This is a genomic window from Halothermothrix orenii H 168 (assembly GCF_000020485.1).
Classification (GTDB): Bacteria; Bacillota; Halanaerobiia; order Halanaerobiales; family Halothermotrichaceae; genus Halothermothrix; species Halothermothrix orenii.
In genome coordinates, this window is sequence record NC_011899.1 from 1,600,697 (window position 1) to 1,622,359 (window position 21,663).

The following is a 21,663-nucleotide window of genomic DNA, read 5'->3' on the forward strand; positions in this document are numbered from 1 at the left end:
ATCCTTTTCTATAGGGTTGAATATCCATGCTTTGCATTCACATAATTTCATAAACAAAAAATCTCTTTGGCCAGGTTGCCCCGACCAAAGAGATTCTCTTACAACTTCCTTTTAACTCTTAAAGATATAATTTGGTAAGGAGAAAAATCCATTGTAACTGTGTTATCATTAACCTGCAATGATGTTTGCTCTTCTTCTAGAATATTACATACACTTACGCCTTCAATATTAAAATTAAAATGTACTTTTGCTTTTCCATGAGAACCATAAACCTCAGCTAATCTTAAAATTATATCTGACGAACCATCTTCTGCTAATTTAAATGCCTGGCATTTTAAACTCTTGACATTAATTGTTAAAACAGGCTTTTTAACCTTTAACCGTCTTTCCTGCTCCAGGATTAAAGGATAATTAAGATCATAGGCAGCCTCTTCAAGACCACCTGTCTGTCTATTACCATCATGAGTAAAAATAGAATATGTGAAAGTGTGTTCCTCTCTATCACTAGTTCTATCAGGATAAATGGGGGCTTTTAAAAGGGTTAACCTCATAACATTATCTTCTACATCACATCCATACTTACAATCATTCATTAGTGAGACTCCAAACAAACCTTCAGATATGTCTACCCATTTATGACAGGGAACTTCAAATTGCCCCTGTTCCCAGCCAGTATTTTTATGATTCATTCTCTCAAATCCACCTGCTGATGTATCAGTGGAATAAGTCCTGGATCTTACATTTACAGGGAATGCTACTTTTAATAACTTTTCTTCTTCTTGCCAGTCGACCCAGGTATCAAAATCAATCTGAGGTTTATTATCAAACATTCTGATGACCTGCACCGCTTTGCTATTACTAAATTTCCTCTCCATTCTTAACGCAATACTTACCGGACCATCTTCTATAACTGTTATATTTTCCCAATCAGGAAGATTAATCTCCTGATTTTTATAAGTTTCAACAATATCCCATGCGTTTAGGGCGCCGGGTTTATCTTCAAACATCTGCCATTTATTTAATACTTCATTCCTAGTATTAACATATTTTTCTCTTACTTTATCATAAAGGCTTACTATCTTTCCTGAGGATTCTAATTTCAAGATATAGTAGTCATTTTCCATTTCTGTCTGAGATACTTTCATTGATGAAGATATTTTGTCAGTACTTGTTGCTTTAAATTGTTTTAATGAAAACCCAGGGATGTCAGGAATTTTTACTGCATACTGAATACTACCATCAGCTTTTATTTGCTTCTGAACTGGATAAATATTCCCCTCATCATCTTTCAGGGCATTATATTTAATATCCCAGTTATTCGCATCAATATAGGCTACTTTATTTCTAACATCGCTGAAAGCATTAAAGGCAACATAATCTATTTCATCCCCGGGACTGGTTATTTTTTTCAGGGCCTTTTCCTTTAAATTATTGAAAGCTGTAAACATTTCTTCATAATTCTCAATAGCTTCTTTATAAACCGGTTGTGTATGACTACCAGGTAAAATATCATGAAACTGGTTAACTAACAGTTTTTTCCATATATTTTTAAGTTTGTTCTGCACCTTAAAATCACCAGTATAAATGTCACAAGCTGTACATAATGTTTCAACTTCCTGGGCAAGAAATTCTCCCTGTCGGTTGTATTTCTTTAATTTTGCCTTACTTGTATAAGTCCCCCGGTGCATTTCGAGATATAAATCTCCATCCCATACTGCAAAATCTTTCGTGTCTTTAAATATACGATGTAAATATTCTTTAGCTGTAGTCAACCTTTGTTCTGGAATACCAGGCAACTTCTGTTGACGTTCATATAACTGTAGCATCTCATCTGTAACACCACTACCACCATCACCATAACCATATAATTGTAAGGTTTCATCACACACATTTTTATCCTGAAATTGGTTCCAGTTATTTATTGTCTCTTCAGTATCCATCCAGGTAACAAAATGGATTGGTGGTATACAGGCATTAACCGTTGTACCATCTAAACCTTTCCACAGGAAGACATTATGAGGAAATTTATTGGTATCATTCCAGACAGACAGTTTATGGGTAACGAAATATTCAAGTCCACCAGACTTTAAAATCTGTGGCATAATTGGACTATTACCAAAAACGTCAGGTAACCAACAGTTATCAACATCAATTCCAAATTTTTGTTTAAAATAATATTTTCCATAGACTATTTGTCGAACAAAACTTTCAGCACTAATTAAATTACAATCAGGTTCAATATACATACCACCTACAATTTCCCATTGACCACTTTTTATTCGTTCTTTCACCTGAGCAAAAAGTTCTGGATAATATTTTTCAAGTTTTTCATAAGTCCAGGCTTGACTGTGAGCATACTTAAAATCAGGATATTCTTCCATTAATCTCAATTGAATTAATGTTGTCCTGGCATTTTTTTGAATAGCCTGTTTTGCCGTCCAATGGTAAGCAACATCAAGGTGTGAATGGGCAACCAGGGCAATCTTGCCGTTTTTCCCAAAATGTTCATGTCCTTTATAAATCTTATTGTTTATATATTCTTTTATTTTAGGTATCGCCATAACCATTTCTTCTCTGCTACAGCCGTAAAGAGGAAATTCTTTAATTAACTGTTGTAAGTGATACTGAAGATAATTTTTTATACTTTCATCCATAGATTCTGCATAAGCAGCATCATAAATAGCCTTCAAATCATAATACAATGATAACATTTTTTCATCTATTAAAACTAGTTCAGGTGTTCGAAAATATTGTAAACAGCCTTTAATGTTAATGGTATCAGTATTTCTGTCATCATCTGGTCTTGAACGAGTATATGCTTCTAGCTTAATCTTATGTATCCTATCCGGGTCAGCTTTCTCCACAAATTTAAAATATTTTCTATTAGGATCCAGACCATTAAGATATATCCCACCCTAGCTGACAAGGACTTCTCCTGCAGTATACATATAAAAGTAGACAGGTTTTCCTCTATAATGTTCTGGTATTTTAAAATCACACGTTAATATACTGGTAGTATCAGGACCACCCCACAACTCACCTTCTTTTATGGGGATAAAATCCTCATCTTCCCATTTATAACCATCTGGATAATAACGGGCATTCCTGATTTTCCATCCCTTAATAGGGTTTCTATCTTTAATAACATATTTATCAATTTGTTTAAATACGATTTTAATCCAATTTTCAATAGGTATACTTCCTCTTCTTACTTTTTTATGTGGCATATTTTCAATCCTCCCCTAACAATCCGACAATATTTGCTTCACTGTTAGTGTTTGTTAAGAGTAATTTTCTTACTTTTTATATCTTTTTATAATAGGGGATATGCTTTTTTATATTTATATTAACTTCTATTCCTAAATCTTTTTTTAATTTAGATTTTAACCAACGAGGTAATCTGTCATCACAACATACACAGGTGGCACATCCTGCATATGCACCAATTATAACAGTTTCATTTTTATAACCTTCATATTTTATATCTCCTCCATCGACTCTAATTCTTGGTCGAATAGATTTTTCTATATAATGTTCAATTTTTTTCTCTAACTCCATAGCATCCTCCCCCTTGTAATTACCCTTTAACAGCTCCAGAAGTTAAAGCTTTCAAAATGAATTTTTGTAAAAATAGAACCAAAATTATCGCAGGAATTAAGGATAATACACTTGCTGCTTCTATTAGATGTGTACTTATCTGTTGAAATGTCCCTTGGGCCATTAAGATCCCTACAGAAACAGGATAAAATTTATCTTTATTTAATAACAAATACGGTAATAAAAATTGAGCCCAGGAATTAATACTTATAAATATTATTGCACTAGCAATTGAAGGTAGAGATACAGGAACTATAATCTTTGTTAATAACTGTATCCTTGTCGCCCCATCTATTTTAGCTGCTTCGTCTATTTCTTGAGGAATATTATCAAAACCACCTTTTAACAAAAAAGTAGCAAAAGGAACCTGAATAGCTATATAAGCCATAATTAAACCGAAATAACTATTTAATAATCCTAAACTTGAATAATATCGGTAAAGAGGAATTCCAATAATAATCGGTGAAACCATTTGAAAAACTAATATTGCAAATAATAGTTTATTTTTGTTTTTAAAGGTAAAGCGCGAAAAACTATATCCTGCTGGAATAGCAACTAATAAAGTTCCTACAACAGTAAAAAGCACTAATTTAAAAGAGTTAAGTATATACTGAAACATAGATGTATTTTTTAGTACTTCAATGAAGTTATTAATTGTAATATTTTTGGGTATTAAATTTGGTGGATAAGCAAAAACTTCTGCTGTAGTTTTAAATGACAATGAAATAACCCAAAGTACAGGAAACATAAAAAACAGGGAAACTAATATATAAGCAACCCAGATTAATATATTTTCTATACTAAAATCTGTTCTTTTTATTTTTATAAATCTACACATTTTAATCACTCCTTCTCATAGAGCATTTTGGAGTATATTAGAGTAAAAACAGCAGACAAAAGTAACATTATTACTGCATAAGCTGAACCTTTTCCTAGATCTAAATATCTAAACACCTGTTTATAAGCTTTTAAAGAAATAACCGTAGTACTATTTCCAGGTCCTCCTTTTGTTAAGGCATACACAGAATCATAAGTATTAAAAGTATAAATTGTTATTAAGATAAGATTTGTCATTAACATGGGTTTTAACTGGGGTAAAGTAATATGCCAGAATTGTTTCCATTTAGAAGCCCCATCTATAGCTGCTGCCTCATACAACTGATCAGGAATTCCTCTCAGTGCAGCATACTGCATTATTCCACTAAAACCTGTTCCACGCCAAATATTTGCTAATGTAGCTGAGAACAGGGCCCAGCTTGGAACATATAAAAAAGGGATTTTTTCAAAACCTAACAACTCTATAAAATAATTAAGAATACCCCAACTACTATTACTGTAAATTATCTGCCATATAATCCCTGTTACTACTCCTGGGACTACCCACGCACTTATCATTGATAATTTTACAATTGAAGCTCCAGGCAGATTTTTATTTATTAATAATGCAGTGGTTAACCCCAATAATAATTGAAAGACAACTGATGCCCCAACAAAAATAAAAGTTACTTTAATAACACTCCATAGTTCACCATTTGAAAATATAGAAATATAATTGTTGATTGTATATATATATTCATTTCTACCAATTTCTGCATTTGTAAAGCTAAGCTTCAATACATCTAGTAATGGATAAAGAAAAAATACTGTTAATACTGCTATTAAAGGTAGTATCCAGACCCACCATTTTTCCAAAGGCTTGGCATTTTTGAGCATGTAACGACTACTCCTTTCATTAAAAAAAGCTGTATGATTTCATTACTTGTATAATTTCATTAAATGTTTGTATAAATTGAGGAGGCATTTTATACCTCCCCAATTTATAAATATTTCTACTATCTTTTATTTTCTTTCCAAGCTTGTAAAGCTACTTTTTGTATTTTATCAACTGCTTTTTCTACTGTAGTTTGACCAGTAAGAATTCGTCCAAGTTCTTTTTGAACTAAATCTGATACCTCACCATATAAAGAATTAGAAGGTCTAGCATGACCATACTTAAGTTCCTTAGCAAATCTTTGTTGGACAGGATTATCTGCAAAATAAGGATACTCTTTATACACACTTTTTCTTGTTGGTAAATAATTGTATACCTTACATCTTTCACCCATAGCTTCCTTGCTTCCAAGAACAGCCATAATATAGCTGACTGCTAGTTCCTGTTTTACTGGATCATCTGTTAAGACTGCATAAGTCCATCCACCATTACTATTAGCTCTCTGGGATTCTTTCATTTGAGGCAAGGGAACAAAATCCCATTTTTCTTCTGCATTATCAACAGACTCCAATAACATATCATAAAACCAGTTTCCATTGGCTACCATGGCTACACTGTTTGCTTTAGCTTCAGCCAGTATTGGATCAATACTTGTTATAGAAGCAACCATTCTGGGAGCTGCTCCAGTGTCAACCAGTCTATTTAAAAAGTCTAATGTATTAATTAAAGCCTCTCTGTTCTTACCTTCACCAATTACTGGTCTCCCAGATTCATCAAATATTCTTCCACCTTGAGCCCAGAAATATGGCCATACATTACCATTAACAGCACCTTCCCACGTTCCCAACCAGGCAAGATAACCATGAACGTTGTGTTTTTCTTTCATTGCCAATGCTGTTTCAATTAATTCATCCCATGTTTTAGGAGGATTTTTTATCCAGTCTTTTCTATAATATAAAAACCTGGCATCTGTTTGAGCCCAAATAGCATACATTTTACCGTCTCTCATAGTCACTTTCTTTGTAAAACCATAGAAATCATCTATAGTCTCTTGAGATAAATAATCATTTAAAGGCTGTAAAATTCCCCGGTCAATAAATCTTCCAATCCAGAAAGAATCAATATGGGCAAAATCAGGTGCATTTCCAGAAATGGCTTGAGTCATTATTTTAGACATTGTCATTGATGTCTGTCCGGCAGGTGCAACTTCAATATCAATTCTTACATTAGGGTGTTCTTTAGCCCAGGCTGTGGCTGCCTTTTTAATATATTCTTTTTTAGTATCAAAGGGAGTTTTTAAAGTATCAAATCTCTGTATATTAGCTGTTAAGACAATTTCTGCATCAGGATTACCAATTCTATTTGCAGTAACCCATTCAAAATCTTCATCTGAATCATCTTTATTTCCCCATGCCATAGTTACAGGACCAACATACAGGATAGCTCCTAATACTAATATAGCCACTAAAATAGTTGATAAATGTTTTTTGTTAATCATTTTTTTCCTCCTTTTTAACTATATATTTGTACTGCCTATAACCACACTCTTTAAACCGGGGCTTTCTTAGCACCTCCTTTATAAACCACTTATAAGCTTATACAAACCGTTTTCCTGAACAGTTTGATATTATTTAAAATTTTTAATATTGATAATACTTATAAAATTATAATTTATATTATAAAACTTTAATTTCTTATTTTTCATTTTTTTGAAGGATACTTTTACATGAATTTCTTTCAATCAATTTTACTGGATGATATATTTGATTCATTATACCTGTTTCTTCTTGAGAATTAATTTTCTTGACAATAAGTTTGGCAGCATCATAACCTATTTTTCTAGCATCCTGAACAAGGGTAGTCAGGGGAACCTCTAAATGTCTAACAATATCTGTGTTATCAAAACAAATTATAGAAATATCTTCAGGAATACTTATGTTATTGGCCCTACACATTTTAACCACATCCAGGGCAACATCATTATGAACACCTATAATGGCGGTAGGTTTATTTTCTTTAATGAAATTGTATAATATCTTATTTTTTTCTTCTCTGGAAAGGTCTTTATTATAAGAAAATAATAACCTTTCATCTAATTCCAACTGATTAAGCTTTAATGCATACCTATATCCTTTAATCCTGTCTCTAACACTACTTGTTTTTCTAAATTCGTAGGTTAAAAACGCAATTCTACTATGACCAAGTTTTATTAAATATTCAGTTGCTTTAAAACCACCATCTATATTATCTGATAAAACACAGTCTGTTTCACAATAATTAAGTTTTCTATCTATTAATACAATAGGATAACCTTCTGCCTTCAAGTTAAATATAACATTACTATCTTTCTGATCTTCTACAGGACTAATAATAAAACCACTTACTCCCTCCTCTTTCATTGCTTGAATTATATTCTCTTCCTTTTTATAATCATTTTGGGAATTACGAAGTAGATATTCATAACTTTCAGACTCAAGACCTTCTTCAATACCTTCAAGTATCTCCATGAAAACACCTTTATACAAATGTGATATAACACCAATTTTATTGCCATGTTCTCCAGCTTTTTTCCTATCGTTAACAAAAGTTCCCTTACCCTGAATTTTATATAAAATACCTTTTTGTTCCAGCTCCTGAATTGCTTTTCTTACAGTTAACCTGCTAACTTCTAATTCTTTACCTAGTTCCCTTTCTGATGGTAAAGCCTTACCAGGTTTTAAAATCCCGTCCTTAATTTTATTTATAATGATATCTTCAATTTGTTTATATAACGGTTTATCACTCTTTCTATTCAATTCCATTTTCAAACGCCCCCATAAAACAAAGTGTCTTTAATAAACCATTGGTATATTGTTGGTATATACCATTAATTCTATATATTTTTTTAAAATCCTTCTTTTTTTCTAAAATTTTTTAGTGGTATACTTATTAGTTTTTTTATAAACCTATTTCAACTGTTTTAAAAGCATTTAAAAATATTCCTGTAAGAACTACTGCAAACAAACCTATAACTCCTGTAAACCAGAAACCTAAAGTTAAACTACCAATATCACTGAGAAATCCCACAATAATAGGTCCCAAAAACATGCCAATCCCATAAACCGCCTGATAAAAACCCATAGCTGTTGCTCTCTTATCTTCTTCAATATTTTTAATACTTAATCCCATTAGTAGTGAAAAAACAAACCCTCTGGCGAATCCACCTATTATCTGGATAATAAACAATAATAGAACACTGCTAATATAGGGAACTGTAATACAGGAAAAAGCAATAACCAAAAATCCAAACATAATTGTCTTCTTTTCCCCATAACGTTCTGCCAGAGTACCACTAAGGGCTGAAGAAAAAATTGCTGGAAGTGTAGATAGTGTAGTTAACATCCCCAGTTGTAAACTAGTTGCACCTATTTTTTTTGCCGCTACTGGAACAAATCCAAATACTGTCGCAAAAATAATTATTTGAAACAAAATAGCCAATATAGAAACTTTGATTAATTCTACCTCTTTCATAACAAGAATTAAAGATTTTAATCTAACTTGTTTATGGTGATCATTCTTTTTTTCAACTACGCCTGTACTTAACACTAACCCTATAATTCCACCCACTACAGCTACTAAAAAGGGAGCTTTTTGACCGTAATATTGGGCTGCTTGTCCACCTATAAGCATAGCTGTAACCTGTCCCACTCTTAAAAAAGCATTAATAATTCCCATCGCCTTTGGAGTATCATTACTATCAAAATAACTGGAAAAAAGAACTACATAAGTAACCCAGGTGGCAGCTGCTGCTCCCGACATAGCCCTGAAAATAAGAATTAGAATCAGGTCATTAAATAACCACATGCCTAAAGCACTAGCAAATCCCAGAAAAACCCCCAATACTACAAATACTTTTCTCCTATTAATTTTATCTGAAATAATACCCAGTGGTATTCTTAATAACATCTGGGTAAATCCAAAAGAACCTAAAATAATACCAATCATTTTATATGAAGCCCCGAGGGACTCAATATAAGGGGAAAGGGTCGGAACATAACTATAAAATGAAAACCAAAACAAGCCTGTTACAATGCAATATAAAGTAATACGATATTTTTTTGAACTTTCCATAATCCACCTCTCTTTTTAGCCAGGATGTCTTTATAAGTAACGTGATTTTGTTAAATATATAATACCATTGGTATACTACTGGTATGTACCATTAAATATATTCTACACAAAATTTAAAATTCCTTCATTTTTTTAAAATTTTCATAAAAAATTTAGATTTCCTGTACATTAAAAATAAAACTCTCTTTCCCCTGTTAATTCAGGTCAAAGAGAGTTTTATATATAAATTATCTTTTTCTAAAGATTCTCAACCATATCTTCGATAAAACCAAGTAGTTTATTTATTCGTTTTAATTGTCACCAAACAATTCCTCATAATAGTTGGGTTTAGGAATAAAAGATTCTAATTGATAATATAGATCTGTAGGTGTCCTCACTCCAAATCCAGTATATACTGATTCTCCCTTAACAAAAAGTTTTACGGTTGGTGCTCCCTGTACACTATATTTTTTTATAGATTGTGGGGCTTTATCGACACGACACTCAAAGAGTTTTAATTCCTCAAATTGTTGGGCAACCTCTTTGACATATTTTTTTGCTAACAAACATGAACCACAGCCTTCTGTAGTAAAAACAACTATTGAATATTTGTTATTTTTAATCTCTTTTTGAAAATTTTTATCAGTTAATTCTTGCATATATCTTACCTCCATTAACATATTGAAAAATTATATTTTCTTCCCGTTATTGATTTACACCCTATTTCAAATGCTAATTTTACCACTGATACAAATATATAATCTCCTGGTTTGACATTTTTATTAACCCAACTCTTTATAGGATATAAGTGGTTTTTTAAACTTTTAATATTGGACGGTATGTTAGACCATAATTTTTGAAGGTTAGAAGGTAATTCAATTATTTTTCGCACTTTCAAATTAACCTTTGCATCTTTTATTTGATTCTCGGTTAATGTATGTGAAAATATTAAATATAAATCTGCCATAAATGTATTACCTATTAATTAATATATTAACTAAATTGCATCAATTATATGACTTACAAATTTGAAACGAGAGGTTCTATTTGCTCAATGAATTCTTTTAATTTATCCTTAAATTTATTAGGATTTGAAATAGGACATTTAGTTAGTCCAAAGTGGCTAATATCATTTCTTGTGTCCCCGACTTCAGAAAATAATTTAGGTAAGTAGGGGTAATTGTTACTTATAAATTCTTTTACTTTTAAATAAAATTCTTTATTTTTATATATTTCTCTTTTCTTTCTCCCATCCAGATATGACAGGGCTTTACTCACATCAAATCGATAATCATTTATTGTATAATCATATCCCATATTAAAAATAATAAACGATATTATATTTTCCCTTAATATTACTAAACCTTGCTGAATAAAATTATTCTCATTACACCAATTTAATACCATAAAATAGTTTGCTATGTCTGATTTATCTTTTGAACTAAAACCTTTAAATTTATCATAAATTTTATCTATTATTTGCAAAAATGGTTTTATTCTTTTATTCTTTAAATCATTAACCTGATTGAATTCGTCTAAATCTTTTAAGTTTTTGAGGATATTTATAATTGTTTCGTTAAGTTTATTACCTCTTGAAGTGTTAACACAATCATAAAAGTCCTTTAAATTATTTACAAGTGATTTAAGATTTTGGAAAAATTCATTTCTCCCTTTTGTTAAAGCCAGTACTTGACCAATTTCATTTTTTGTCAACTCATCTATTTTAGTAACACTTCCGGTAGTTAAAAAGCTATCAGTTGCAACTACCCAGTCATTTAACTGATCAAGCAAAGTAAGGTCAACAATAGGAGCATTTCTTTCTTCAACTGGTATTATTTCTACTTCCTGACGTGTTCCTAATATTTCAAACATACCATATTCAATACTTTCAACAGTAACATTTTTTATTAGTTTTACATAGTTCATAATACTCATAATTAACATTGGTTGAAATCTAAAACCATGGGTTATATCCAGATATAAGGAGTCACCTTCATTTATTTCTTCAACAATAATATCAAATATTTCCCATACTTCATCCTCACTTGCTCCAAGAGGAATCTCTTTTATCTTATAATTAAATTCTATTCCTTGTTCTTGCAACCCATCAAACTTATTTTTTAATGAGCCTTCCCCCAGCCAGTTACTTTTAATCGCCTCTTTAGTTGCAAAGATTATTACATCACTTATTTTATCTTTATATTTTCTAACCAGAGCTTCCTGTATATAGTTGACATTTTTATATTGCCCATAATTACACGGTACATAATTAGATTTACCCAAAACTGAAATAAATTTCCCCAGTTTCAATATTAACACCTCTCAATTGATTTATTACTCTTTTTAATAATACATTTATTAAACTGATACTCATTCGAATTTCGAGGTGCTTTGCAGAAATTATCATATTCATTTGTCTTATGTGCCAGATCAAATATTTCAGCCACTTTAACTATAGCATTTCTATCCTCTTTATCATAAACTTTATAAAATACTCTAAAAAGTTCTTCTCCTCCTGATTTATAACAATCCATATCCGTTCCTTTTATATAATGATAATGTTTCTTTCTTAAGTCGTAATCACTAACTTTTTCCAGAATAAATCTTGCACGTTCTTCTTTTCTACTGTAAAATTCGTAGGCACTGTCAGATAATTCAATGTTAAATATGTAATTGCTTTTGAATTTTTCCCAAAAAATCCTTGTTATTGGACTAGGATAATAATAATCTGGTTCCTGTAAATCATTTTGTAATAATCTCGTTTTAATTAGTTGTTTATCATTCCAATCAACTTTGTTCAATATTTGTTCAAGAAGATCTTTATTAATAACACCTTTATCCATAATTTGATGTATTTCGCACATATACTTTTTAAATAATTCTTCATCAACTTTGATAGGTATTAAAGGTAATTCTATCAGTTCATTTGTCTCCTCAAATATATAATATACTGGAATTTCATTTACATATCCCATTATAGTCATATAAGGAACAACAGATTTATATCCACCTGTAATATTTAATATTAAATTATTACTACCTGTATTATTAACCATTGTATTAATATACTCTATAAGATTATGTACACCACTTTTTTCAAAACGGGCTTTATTTTGAACCTGTAATTTTTTAATCAATTTAGTCTTAATATCTGTATAATTAAATTTACTTTCAATTATATAATCCATTAGTATATCTGTAACAACCTTACCAGCAAGAGTATCACTACATATAAATATTATCTCATATTGTTTGATATTTTTATATTCAATTATTTTTTTAATGCTTTTTAATTCAGCTGACATATTATTTAAATCTTCATTATTGTTGATATCCTTTTTTGACAAATAATTTAAAGCTACTTTCTTTAACCTATGTATTTTGTCCTTTCCTTTCCTATCATAATAAACTTTATCTACATCATCCTTATTATCAAGAAAATAATCATATTCACTTTTGCCTATCTCTTCTTCTTCCCTTAAATGTGTTAATAATGATGTACCCACAGTAGTTAATATTTTTTTCATAAATATATTTCATCTCCTTACTCAAAATACCCGTAGCCAACCATGGTTTTAGCACCAACACCTAAATTTCTCAAAGCTTCTTTGAGCAAATTAACAGTCAGGTTCAAATACTCACAACTGTTATCTCTTTTTCCCGCACACTCCTTACATTTAACAGCAACACTAAACCTGAACATTTGATTATCCAATACCAGGAAGGGAATAGGTACTGGACTTTGAGTGTCATCAGGAGGATTATTGACTTTCTTCGTCGTTTCCATTTCCTGATAATATTCTTTAAAATGAGGAGTCATGATATCGATATCTATATTTATTCTGCCCTCCGGATAAGCATCAAAAAAGACCGCATTACCACTCTGACTTTTCGTTCCAAAAATCCAGCGATATTTTTCAAATTGATTCATCTGGTATTCATCCAGTGTTTTTACATCTATTTTTTCCTCTCCGAGTAAAGATTCTATTTTTTCATAACTTTTAACATCTAATTCTTCCCTCAATTTTTCAACAGCCCAGGCCCTGGTCAGTCCTTTCAATGAACTTCCAGGTATATATGGTATTCCATAAATATGATGTAACATTAAATTGGTTTCCAGTACATTTGCTCCCCCTAAACCAACAACCATTCTATAATCATTAGTCATTACAAAATTATCAACACTATATCCTATTGAGGACAAATAGCTGATTTGTTTTTCCTGCCTGCTTAAGAAGCTTTTTATTTCTTTAGTTGAAAAAAACTGATTTTGATTTTTAGTTAGGTTTGCAAGTATGTCTTTTTTATCACTTTCATCGAAGTCATATATATAATAATTAGTCTGAAGGTAGAAGTTTTCAATAGCAGTCTTTTTAATAATTTTATTAGTATCATTTGGTATGTAAGATTTATATTTGAAACTAAGAGCTATTTTCCCATCTTTTTCAATATTAATTATCTTTACTCTAATTTGATCCCCTTCGTTGATATAATTTGTTATATCCTTAACATATTTATCAGCAATATTTGATATATAAATCAACCCATCAATTTTCTTTTTTTCATCAAGTCGCACAAAGGCACCATAAGGTTTTATCCTTGTTACTCTTCCTTCAACAATATCCCCTTCTTTAAAATTATGCCTGCTGATCTTTCTTCTCCCCCTTTCCTTCATCTTCAATCATTCCATCAACAAATCTTCTCCACCAGTTTAATAAAGCAAGGGTTTCTTTAGTTAACTGCCTATAATTTTTGCTATCAGTTGAAACAACTTCTTCTAATAGAGTATCTTTATTTATTAATTCTTTTTCTTCTTTCAACCAGTATTCCAACTGTTTATATATCTTCTGATAGGCTTCATCATTGGAATATATAAAGGCAATTGTATTTCCCAGACCATTAGTTTTGATCAAAGGGGCCAATTTTTTTACATGTGATTTATATTTTTCTTTAAATTTATCACCTTTCACATCTTTTACAAACTCATAAGCCTTTTTAGCTCTTCCATTTTCAATTTCTTTCCTTTTTACCTGTTCATCTTTTTTACCCATTTTTACCACTCCTTACAAGCCTGGTTCTAATGATTCCCCGGCCAATGGTTTCATTTCCCCCCAGCTGTATTCTTTCTTTTAGTCCTTCTTCAAAAAATTGTATTACATTCTCAGCTTTTTTAAGGTCTTCATTTTCTAAATCTTTTTCTTCTCTTAAAATATCGGTGGCCAAAACCAGACTGTATAGTACTGTTTCTGGCGGTAAATTCTCTTCATACCAGAGAGCGCCCCCATCTTTATCAACCACTTTAGTTTCATTCTTAATTTTGATACGGGGAACTAACTCTGTTGACATACTGACAAAATCCTTGAATTCATCATCATCAATTATTACCAGGTCACTTTCCAATTTGTCCCTCCAGAAAGTATAATCTTCTGCAAAAATATTATCTCTTATCCAGTTTGTAATTCCCTCTATATTTTGTTTATTAACACTATAGGTATATTCTTCAAGAATAATATTTCCATCTATATCAAGACTGGATTTTTCACTGATAATCGCATCCTTTTTAATTTCGGGGGCTTCCCAGTCGACATTAATCCCTGCTACTTCCAGATCCCTTTTCAACCTGTTTAAGACCATTGGTGAAGTTATCCAGGCAAAAACGTTTCTAGCTGACTTTACGGGAAACAATAGTATTCTGGCATCTGTAAAAGCCAGGGCTGAAGCAGATTTATTGCTTTCATCTCCAAAAACAAGGTTTATAGCTTTTTCTAGTTCTTCTTCACCCTCTTTGGCATTTTTAAATGAAAAACTTTTAAATACTCCTTTCATTAAAGAATTAACAATGGCTATTTCTGTATCAAAACTTGCCCTCAAGGCACCTTTTAATGTAGAGGCCTGAAACACAGGATAGTCAGTATATTTTTCCCTTTGAATAGGTAAATCAATAACACCTAAATCACTACCACTCCCTGCATGTACAGAAGTTTCACAGTATAAACCAAGTATTGCAGTTTCCTTATACATCTACTTAATCCCTCCTATAAATGAGATACCAAAACCTTCTTTGCTTTTTAAATCAGAAATAGATTGTCCATGTAATTCATTTATTAATTCCTCAATATCAAATTTTTTATCCAGTATCTGGAAATAATAAAGGCTACCTTCAGGTACTACCCTAAAACCTGTTTTTGCTTTACCCCTTTTATTTTTGTCAGTCTTTTTAGCCATATCCCAGCCACTCACTATTTTATGTTTTCCTACAGCTGCAGTTAATAACTTTACCCTGATACCACTTGCAGGTAATTTGCCTGTAAAGTCATCAGGATTAATCCATTCAGGTAACCATCCTCTTTTAAAGACAGTCGGAGTAGAAAGATAAATTTTGAACTTTTTGCTTTTTAAAATTCTTTTTTTAGTTGAAGCATATAGTTCTATTTTGTTACTGACATCTTTAACTTTCCTATACTCTGCTGCCTTTTGCTCACCCCCTAATTTTAATAAACCACTTTCGGATAGCAGTCCTTTATCTCCAGTTAATTCAAGAAAAAAACTATAAGACTTATCTCTGTTGTTTTTAAATCTCAATACTTCTCTTCGGTACAGCTTTTTTTCCTTGGCTAATTTTGTTACATTATCTATTTCTATCCCTGTTCGATACTCTTTATCGAAAATATCATTCATTCTATCGAAGACTTTTACTTCTGCATCCTCAAGTTCATTGTTCAAATAATATTCAAGATCTTTTATTTTAATATAAGCTGGTCCGGGCCACTCCACCTGTTTGCTTACAGGATTAATTAAAAGGTGAGAAAGAGAGTTATTCATTTTAATCCAGCTTTTTTTTGAAACAAATCTTAAATGTAACAGTCCAGAACTTTTATCCCCTTTTTTCACAACCATATCCTGCGGTAATGGCAATAAAATATCCTTAAAGACCTTATCTTCCTTAATCAAAGAAAAAAAGTTAATTTTAAGGGAACCTTTAAAATCAGGACTTCCAATTACTTCAGTTATTTCCCCTGCTTTTCCCTCTAGAAATTCAAAGTATCTTTCGCTATTATCCAGCAACACTCTACTCCGGAAAGCCCCGTAAAAAGTAGAGGGATAGGGCATATCTATAGTTTCACCTATGGGACTGTCATCAGCATCAAAAGGTTTCCCATTCCTAAAAAATAATACATCCAGCGGACTAACAGTTACCTGCAAGTTATTCACCTCTCTTACCTATAAAAAATATAATCTCCAGTAAATTAATAAAATTGTAGATATTGTTCGGCTCTTTATTATCCTCAATCCAGTATCTATTTTTATAAATCTGCTGTAAGACTTTCAAACTGGCTTCAGTCTGTTTTTGCAGTTTCTTTCTTTTGCTATCTTCTTTTTCCTCATCTTCATCTACAGTAATTTTCCGTTTCATTAATCTTATTATTTCATCATCCAGAATATCACCAGCCTCTAGACCTTCCAATAACTCCATTTCGTTTTTTAATGTATATATAAAGCTTTGACTAATATGCTCTTTTTGAATTAAGTTCAGCAGAGGCTTAATCCCTTTTTCAATTATATCTTCTCCATCATCATAAAACCATTTTGAGACCGCTTCCCTTGTTTCACCGGAGTGTTTAATTAATCCAATGGCAAAGGCATTCTTCTTTCGATTCCCTGAAATAATATGTTTTTTGGCTTTTTTCTCCATTGCCCTTGCATTTTTAATAACAAAATGAAGGGGTTCTTTATAATGGGCAATACAAATACCCATACTGACACTTGCTTTACTACCCAGGGTTAATATGTCCTCTCCCTTTTCTCGTATAATTCCATCACTGGCCTTATAATTAACTTGATTATCAAATACATTACCTGAAAAATAACCCCTTAACTCCCTGAGCACTTCAAAAAGATTTTTTAAATTGACAAAAGCTACTACATCATCACCACCTGAATAAACCAATTTTCCCCTGCGTCCTTTACCTTCAACAATCCTTTTAACAAACTTTAAAGAATAATTGGTAAGAGACTTACTAATCAGGTAATGAAATTCTGGAGTCATTTCTCTATGTTTTAACTTCTCACCACTTACCCATTTCCCCATGTCATCTCCATCCATATAAAGCAAGGCATAATATTTATTTAATTTAAGATTATATTTTTTATTAATCTTTTTAAGTAGCTTTTTTACTTTTATACTTTCCTTAAGTTCATTACCTTCAATGTCAAAATATGTTCCTTTTATTTTTAATACCTTTTTTTCCTCCGGAGACTTACTTTTAACATCTCCTACCAGTCCATTAACCAATTCGGGCATTTGGTAATCCTGGTTACCAAACTCCTTATCCATATAATTCAATAACTGATTTAACTCATCTTTGTCCAGACTGCTAACCAGTTCTTCCTTATAATCGGCTGTGGCAATATCAATTACTGACGGATAATGAATTTCAATTCCAAATTCTGTTTTTAAATAATCACTGAACTTCCTTTTTAAACCACAGACTCCACAGATTTTCTTCTCATCTTCAATATTCATGATTCCAGGTTCAAATCCAGTTCTTTCTCCACAGATATAGCATTTAACACCCTTTTCTTCTATATAATTAAATTCCCTAATATTTTTACGAGCCCCCATTAATTCTTCAATAATAGATGTTACCAGAGAATAATGCGAAATATCATTTGCTGGTTCCATGCCAGTTAAACTTCTGTATCTTTCTATTTCTGTTTTTTTGCTCTTTTCCAGAGGTAATAATACCCAGTATATTTCAAGTAGTTCTTCCAGCTGTTTATATATTTTATCTTCCTTACTGATATTGAAAAGATTAATGGCAATATCCAAAAGTTTATTCTCAACCATTTTTTTGCATTCTTCTAATAATTGTTCTGCTTCATTGTTTTCTAAAATTGCCAGAAAGCGATTGGGTAAAGTAGGTAGTGTAATCTCTTCATTTCTTAAATCTTTATAAAGAGGCTGATTTTTTAAATAGGGATAAATAATACTGTTTTCACCTTCTTTGCTTTCTTCCATGATATGTTTTAGTGCCTGCCAGATTAAATATGAGAGCAAATAACTTCCAGCCCAGTATTCTTTAGTTTTCTTAGCCGCAGATATAAAAGATTGAACCGGTCCTATTGTAAAAATAGCTAATGATTTATTCTTCAAACTTATCTCAGGTATGTAGTCTTCAAAAGTTTTTATCAATTGTTCCCCTGATAAAGGGTGTTCTTTAAATATCTTTTTCACAATCTCACCTCAATTCATCAATAAATTTTTCTAATACTTCAACATTGCCTTCAATCCCTTCAGGATAAATAGGTTCTAGTTTCGTAATAAGGGGATAATAATCGTCTTTTATTTTTACTACTGTTACATAAACAGGGGAAGCCATCCTAGTAGGGTTAATGCTTCCCAAAGATTTATCCTTTTTTGAAGCCTGTCCAATCTTTTCTAACATTTTTTCAAAATTTGCTTCTGGTTTGCCTATATAAATTTCTTTAATTACAGGATAAGAATACCTTTGATTATCAACAACCCTAATATATTCTCCATCCTTAACTTCAACCTGCCTTCCAAAATCCTGTAAAATACCTGCAATTTTTTTTAAAAGTTCTTCTTTGTTATCAAACTTACAGTTTTTATCCCTTATACTGCCAAATCCTCTTCTAGACCGCTGTCCTACACCACCCAGAAGAAGGGAAAGGGTAAACACATCCTTAACGTTATCAATTAATTCTTCTTCAAAACTTTTAAATATAAATTCAAGATTAAAAGAAAGACCAGATTTTAATACCTTAATAGGCACAGGGTTTTCATTACGTTTTTTTTCATTATGGGGAAGCAAGTAATAATCTTCTAAGTTATTTTTTTTATTAATTAGGTTAATATCTCTAATTCTTATTGCAAATTTTGAAGCATTTTTAGTACTTCCAAAAATCTTATTTTCTTTTTTATGTAATTCATTTAGGTCTCTTTCAGCAGTCAACGCCCTAAACCAATATCTCATCATTCCTTTAATGCTAGTAATGCTAGCAGGTCTTAACTCCACTTTTCTGTTATCAGACCCTTTACAATATACCGGGGTAACAATTTTTAAATTATAAGTTATATTATACATTTATAACCTCCTCCAATTAATCTATTGACTGTATTTTTACAAATATATCACCTTTTGACTTTATCTATTCATTGCAACATAACCAACAAAAAATTACTTTTTTTACACGTTTATTATATTTATATACTCTCTACTATTATATTTTGCCAAATAATATAAGTATCCTGCTTATCAACTTATATTTTTACATATAATTCCTACTGAGTATCCTGTCTATAGGTAAACTAAACATGGGTCCCCCAATAAATTAGTCACATAGTTTAGATGTTTTACTCTCTTTCTCGTAATCTTCCGGACTTTTATAATCTAGTGAAGAATGCAATCGAATCCTATTATAAAAAATCTCTATGTATTCAAATATATCCCACTTTGCCTGAGCCCTGCTCTGATATTTGTTGTGGAAAATCAATTCTGTTTTTAGTGTTGCGAAAAAACTTTTAGCTACTTCATTGTCCCAGCAATCACCTTTACGGCTCATTGATGAAATAATACCGTATTTCCACAGTGTTTTTTGAAAATCATGGCTTGCATATTGACTATGTCAGAATGAAAAATTAATCCCTTAGAAGGATTACGATTTTGCATGCCCATTTCCAATGCATTAATCACTAACCTTTTTGTCATATGCTTGTCCATTGACCAACCTACTACCTTGCGAGAGTAAAGGTCAATCACTACTGAAAGATAAAGCCAGCCTTCTTTTGTTGGAATATATGTTATGTCTGATACCCAGACTTTATTAGGTTGGGTAACACTAAAATTACGTTTGAGAAGATTATTTTTTGAAGGGAGATTATGGTCAGAATTAGTTGTCCTTTTAAACTTTCTTTTCTGTATTGCTTTTAATCCCATTACTCTCATTAGCCGTTCAATACGCTTAATATTGTAATAATAACCATCTTTTTTAAGCTGTTTATGTATCCGGGGACTACCATATCTTCCCCTGTTCTGCCAGTATATTTTATCAATCTTTAACTTTAATTTTTCATTTGTAAGCTGTTTTTTACCAGGTTTTCTACTTAACCAGCTGTAATATCCTGACCGGGATACATTTAAAACCTGGCACATCCTTTCCACAGTAAATTCATCACTGTGATCCCGGATGAAACCATATATTATTTCGGTTCCTTTGAGAAGATGCGCACTGCTTTTTTTAATATATCACGCTCTATTTTTATATCATTTAATTCTTTTTTTAGTCTTTGAATTTCTTCCTGTTCAGGGGTTAACTTTTGTTTACCATTGCCTGGGAAAGCTAAGTCACCTTTGTTTTTGTATTCCCTACGCCATCTGATTAGATTATGATAACTTATACCTAGTTCTTTTGCTATAACTGTGCAAGATTTATCCGAGCTAAAACTAAGTTCCACAGCTTCTCTTTTAAATTCTTCTGAATATTTTTTCCTTCCCATTATGGGGCACCTCCTGGGTTAATTATATACCTAAACCCAGTGTCCGACAAATGGGGGAAGGTCAAAAAGAGATAAAGGAATTTGCCAAATATGAGGTAAGTTTCAATCCTTCTTATGCTGGATGTATCAATTAATCCCTCCTCAAAATAGGTTATTGCCATATATACCCCTGTGTTTCAATCCTTCTTATGCTGGATGTATCAATTAATCTTATATGTTGCAACACTTACATCTCCTTTATTTCAAGGTTTCAATCCTTCTTATGCTGGATGTATCAATTAATCTCAACCTGAAAATCCTTTAGAAAGTCCCTTTTAATCGTTTCAATCCTTCTTATGCTGGATGTATCAATTAATCCGCCTACCGGACAATTTACCAGGAAAAAAGACCCGCTGTTTCAATCCTTCTTATGCTGGATGTATCAATTAATCCCGATTTATACCGTTTTTCGATATCAGGGTAGTTAGTTTCAATCCTTCTTATGCTGGATGTATCAATTAATCCAACCTTTTTCATGACCCCAATTTAACTATTGGGCATTGTTTCAATCCTTCTTATGCTGGATGTATCAATTAATCCTAGATTAACTATTGAAAACCACCTTATATCTTCAGAGTTTCAATCCTTCTTATGCTGGATGTATCAATTAATCCATTCGGTAGCTTCTGAATCTTCCCATTTGAGGGGTTTCAATCCTTCTTATGCTGGATGTATCAATTAATCTGGAGTGGTGGCCGAATTGGCGATG

18 protein-coding genes, 1 pseudogene and 1 CRISPR repeat array (1 of these 20 running past the window's edge) are annotated in these 21,663 nt (G+C 31.6%); all 19 genes and pseudogenes read right to left on the reverse strand.

Going from position 1 to position 21,663, the window contains the following annotated elements; genetic code table 11:
- Nucleotides 1-98 precede the first annotated feature (98 nt).
- Complete coding sequence (locus HORE_RS07810) at nt 99-2,864, reverse strand: alpha-mannosidase (protein ID WP_041605980.1); 2,766 nt, start codon at nt 2,862-2,864, stop codon at nt 99-101.
- 51 nt (nt 2,865-2,915) lie between these two features.
- Nucleotides 2,916-3,227, reverse strand: coding sequence for a hypothetical protein (locus HORE_RS07815; protein ID WP_041605982.1), 312 nt, complete (start codon nt 3,225-3,227; stop codon nt 2,916-2,918).
- 76 nt (nt 3,228-3,303) lie between these two features.
- Nucleotides 3,304-3,558 (reverse strand): NifU family protein, encoded by a 255-nt coding sequence (locus HORE_RS07820; RefSeq protein WP_012636434.1) that lies wholly within the window; start codon nt 3,556-3,558, stop codon nt 3,304-3,306.
- Nucleotides 3,559-3,577: 19 nt separating this feature from the next.
- Complete coding sequence (locus HORE_RS07825) at nt 3,578-4,435, reverse strand: carbohydrate ABC transporter permease (protein WP_012636435.1); 858 nt, start codon at nt 4,433-4,435, stop codon at nt 3,578-3,580.
- 5 nt (nt 4,436-4,440) lie between these two features.
- Nucleotides 4,441-5,310, reverse strand: coding sequence for a carbohydrate ABC transporter permease (locus HORE_RS07830; protein ID WP_012636436.1), 870 nt, complete (start codon nt 5,308-5,310; stop codon nt 4,441-4,443).
- Nucleotides 5,311-5,429: 119 nt separating this feature from the next.
- Complete coding sequence (locus HORE_RS07835) at nt 5,430-6,806, reverse strand: ABC transporter substrate-binding protein (protein ID WP_012636437.1); 1,377 nt, start codon at nt 6,804-6,806, stop codon at nt 5,430-5,432.
- Nucleotides 6,807-7,002: 196 nt separating this feature from the next.
- A complete protein-coding gene (locus HORE_RS07840; RefSeq protein WP_012636438.1) occupies nt 7,003-8,109 on the reverse strand; it encodes a GntR family transcriptional regulator in 1,107 nt (368 codons plus the stop codon).
- 136 nt (nt 8,110-8,245) lie between these two features.
- Nucleotides 8,246-9,418 carry an MFS transporter gene (locus HORE_RS07845; RefSeq protein WP_012636439.1) on the reverse strand — a complete coding sequence of 391 codons (1,173 nt, stop codon included), beginning with the start codon at nt 9,416-9,418 and terminating at the stop codon, nt 8,246-8,248.
- 290 nt (nt 9,419-9,708) lie between these two features.
- Nucleotides 9,709-10,056, reverse strand: a complete 348-nt coding sequence (locus tag HORE_RS07850) for a thioredoxin family protein (protein ID WP_012636440.1) — start codon at nt 10,054-10,056, stop codon at nt 9,709-9,711.
- Nucleotides 10,057-10,070: 14 nt separating this feature from the next.
- The gene (gene csx20, locus HORE_RS12970; protein ID WP_012636441.1) at nt 10,071-10,364 is read right to left on the reverse strand and encodes a CRISPR-associated protein Csx20; all 294 of its coding nucleotides are present in this window, start codon (nt 10,362-10,364) and stop codon (nt 10,071-10,073) included.
- A 53-nt stretch (nt 10,365-10,417) separates the two neighbouring features.
- Nucleotides 10,418-11,707, reverse strand: a complete 1,290-nt coding sequence (csx2, locus tag HORE_RS07860; RefSeq protein WP_012636442.1) for a TIGR02221 family CRISPR-associated protein — start codon at nt 11,705-11,707, stop codon at nt 10,418-10,420.
- A 2-nt stretch (nt 11,708-11,709) separates the two neighbouring features.
- Nucleotides 11,710-12,924 carry a putative CRISPR-associated protein gene (locus HORE_RS07865; RefSeq protein ID WP_012636443.1) on the reverse strand — a complete coding sequence of 405 codons (1,215 nt, stop codon included), beginning with the start codon at nt 12,922-12,924 and terminating at the stop codon, nt 11,710-11,712.
- Nucleotides 12,925-12,941: 17 nt separating this feature from the next.
- Nucleotides 12,942-14,072 (reverse strand): type III-B CRISPR module RAMP protein Cmr6, encoded by a 1,131-nt coding sequence (gene cmr6 / locus HORE_RS07870; protein ID WP_012636444.1) that lies wholly within the window; start codon nt 14,070-14,072, stop codon nt 12,942-12,944.
- Complete coding sequence (gene cmr5 / locus HORE_RS07875; RefSeq protein WP_012636445.1) at nt 14,035-14,448, reverse strand: type III-B CRISPR module-associated protein Cmr5; 414 nt, start codon at nt 14,446-14,448, stop codon at nt 14,035-14,037. Before cmr5 ends, cmr6 begins: the two co-directional genes overlap by 38 nt.
- Nucleotides 14,441-15,418 (reverse strand): type III-B CRISPR module RAMP protein Cmr4, encoded by a 978-nt coding sequence (gene cmr4 / locus HORE_RS07880; protein WP_012636446.1) that lies wholly within the window; start codon nt 15,416-15,418, stop codon nt 14,441-14,443. The genes cmr5 and cmr4 overlap by 8 nt, the downstream gene beginning before the upstream one ends.
- The gene (gene cmr3 / locus HORE_RS07885) at nt 15,419-16,600 is read right to left on the reverse strand and encodes a type III-B CRISPR module-associated protein Cmr3 (protein WP_012636447.1); all 1,182 of its coding nucleotides are present in this window, start codon (nt 16,598-16,600) and stop codon (nt 15,419-15,421) included.
- Between the two features lies 1 nt (nt 16,601).
- Complete coding sequence (gene cas10, locus HORE_RS07890) at nt 16,602-18,632, reverse strand: type III-B CRISPR-associated protein Cas10/Cmr2 (RefSeq protein ID WP_012636448.1); 2,031 nt, start codon at nt 18,630-18,632, stop codon at nt 16,602-16,604.
- Between the two features lie 4 nt (nt 18,633-18,636).
- Nucleotides 18,637-19,503: a type III-B CRISPR module RAMP protein Cmr1 gene (gene cmr1, locus HORE_RS07895; protein ID WP_012636449.1), complete on the reverse strand. Its 867-nt coding sequence runs from the start codon at nt 19,501-19,503 to the stop codon at nt 18,637-18,639.
- A 247-nt stretch (nt 19,504-19,750) separates the two neighbouring features.
- A pseudogene (locus HORE_RS07900) lies at nt 19,751-20,915 on the reverse strand (IS3 family transposase).
- A gap of 99 nt (nt 20,916-21,014) precedes the next feature.
- A CRISPR array of direct repeats spans nt 21,015-21,663; the repeat unit is 37 nt; unit sequence GTTTCAATCCTTCTTATGCTGGATGTATCAATTAATC; it runs 921 nt beyond the window's last position.